The organism is Streptomyces sp. H27-C3 (genome assembly GCF_030063415.1).
GTDB lineage: Bacteria > Actinomycetota > Actinomycetes > Streptomycetales > Streptomycetaceae > Streptomyces.
Genome location: NZ_JASITA010000094.1, coordinates 1 through 2500, shown reverse-complemented (window position 1 = coordinate 2500; position 2500 = coordinate 1). Strand labels below are relative to the sequence as shown.

Annotated in this window: 1 rRNA gene (cut by a window edge); it reads left to right on the top strand. The window is 56.4% G+C overall.

The features are described 5' to 3' along the window. Positions 1-2478 (top strand): 23S ribosomal RNA (locus QMK30_RS38055); it begins 645 nt to the left of the window's first position. Positions 2479-2500: the final 22 nt, after the last annotated feature.

The window sequence follows — 2500 nt, the reverse complement described above, 5'->3', positions numbered from 1 at the left end:
CATATGGTCGTGACTGCGTGCCTTTTGAAGAATGAGCCTGCGAGTTTGCGGTGTGTTGCGAGGTTAACCCGTGTGGGGAAGCCGTAGCGAAAGCGAGTCCGAATAGGGCGGTTTAGTAGCGCGCTCAAGACCCGAAGCGGAGTGATCTAGCCATGGGCAGGTTGAAGCGGCTGTAAGAGGTCGTGGAGGACCGAACCCACCAGGGTTGAAAACCTGGGGGATGACCTGTGGTTAGGGGTGAAAGGCCAATCAAACTCCGTGATAGCTGGTTCTCCCCGAAATGCATTTAGGTGCAGCGTCGTGTGTTTCTTGCCGGAGGTAGAGCACTGGATAGGCGATGGGCCCTACCGGGTTACTGACCTTAGCCAAACTCCGAATGCCGGTAAGTGAGAGCACGGCAGTGAGACTGTGGGGGATAAGCTCCATGGTCGAGAGGGAAACAGCCCAGAGCATCGACTAAGGCCCCTAAGCGTACGCTAAGTGGGAAAGGATGTGGAGTCGCACAGACAACCAGGAGGTTGGCTTAGAAGCAGCCATCCTTGAAAGAGTGCGTAATAGCTCACTGGTCTAGTGATTCCGCGCCGACAATGTAGCGGGGCTCAAGCGTACCGCCGAAGTCGTGTCATTCGTACACATATCCCCAACGGGAGTGCGGATGGGTAGGGGAGCGTCGTGTGCCGGGTGAAGCCGCCGCGTAAGCGAGTGGTGGACGGTTCACGAGTGAGAATGCAGGCATGAGTAGCGATACACACGTGAGAAACGTGTGCGCCGATTGACTAAGGGTTCCTGGGTCAAGCTGATCTGCCCAGGGTAAGTCGGGACCTAAGGCGAGGCCGACAGGCGTAGTCGATGGACAACCGGTTGATATTCCGGTACCCGCTTTGAAACGCCCAGTACTGAACCCATTAATGCTAAGGCCGTGAAGCCGTCCTGGAGCCTTCGGGCAAAGGGAAGTGGTGGAGCCGCCGGCCCAAGGTGGCAGTAGGTAAGCGATGGGGTGACGCAGGAAGGTAGTCCAGCCCGGGCGGTGGTAGTCCCGGGGTAAGGGTGTAGGCCGTTGTCCAGGTAAATCCGGATGACATGTGGCTGAGACCTGATGCCGAGCCGATTGTGGTGAAGTGGATGATCCTATGCTGTCGAGAAAAGCCTCTAGCGAGTTTCATGGCGGCCCGTACCCTAAACCGACTCAGGTAGTCAGGTAGAGAATACCGAGGCGTTCGGGTGAACTATGGTTAAGGAACTCGGCAAAATGCCCCCGTAACTTCGGGAGAAGGGGGGCCATCACTAGTGATCGGACTTGCTCCGTGAGCTGGGGGTGGCCGCAGAGACCAGCGAGAAGCGACTGTTTACTAAAAACACAGGTCCGTGCGAAGCCGTAAGGCGATGTATACGGACTGACGCCTGCCCGGTGCTGGAACGTTAAGGGGACCGGTTAGTGCACTTTCGGGTGTGCGAGGCTGAGAACTTAAGCGCCAGTAAACGGCGGTGGTAACTATAACCATCCTAAGGTAGCGAAATTCCTTGTCGGGTAAGTTCCGACCTGCACGAATGGCGTAACGACTTCTCGACTGTCTCAACCATAGGCCCGGTGAAATTGCACTACGAGTAAAGATGCTCGTTTCGCGCAGAAGGACGGAAAGACCCCGGGACCTTTACTATAGTTTGATATTGGTGTTCGGTTCGGCTTGTGTAGGATAGGTGGGAGACGTTGAAGCATGCACGCCAGTGTGTGTGGAGTCAATCTTGAAATACCACTCTGGTCGTGCTGGATGTCTAACCTCGGTCCGTGATCCGGATCAGGGACAGTGTCTGATGGGTAGTTTAACTGGGGCGGTTGCCTCCTAAAGAGTAACGGAGGCGCCCAAAGGTTCCCTCAGCCTGGTTGGCAATCAGGTGTTGAGTGTAAGTGCACAAGGGAGCTTGACTGTGAGACCGACGGGTCGAGCAGGGACGAAAGTCGGGACTAGTGATCCGGCAGTGGCTTGTGGAAGCGCTGTCGCTCAACGGATAAAAGGTACCCCGGGGATAACAGGCTGATCTTCCCCAAGAGTCCATATCGACGGGATGGTTTGGCACCTCGATGTCGGCTCGTCGCATCCTGGGGCTGGAGTCGGTCCCAAGGGTTGGGCTGTTCGCCCATTAAAGCGGTACGCGAGCTGGGTTTAGAACGTCGTGAGACAGTTCGGTCCCTATCCTCTGCGCGCGTAGGAATATTGAGAAGGGCTGTCCCTAGTACGAGAGGACCGGGACGGACGAACCTCTGGTGTGCCAGTTGTCCTGCCAAGGGCACGGCTGGTTGGCTACGTTCGGAAAGGATAACCGCTGAAAGCATCTAAGCGGGAAGCCTGCTTCGAGATGAGTATTCCCACCACCTTGAGTGGTTAAGGCTCCCAGTAGACGACTGGGTTGATAGGCCAGATGTGGAAGCCCGGTAACGGGTGGAGCTGACTGGTACTAATAGGCCGAGGGCTTGTCCTCAGTTGCTCGCGTCCACTGTGTT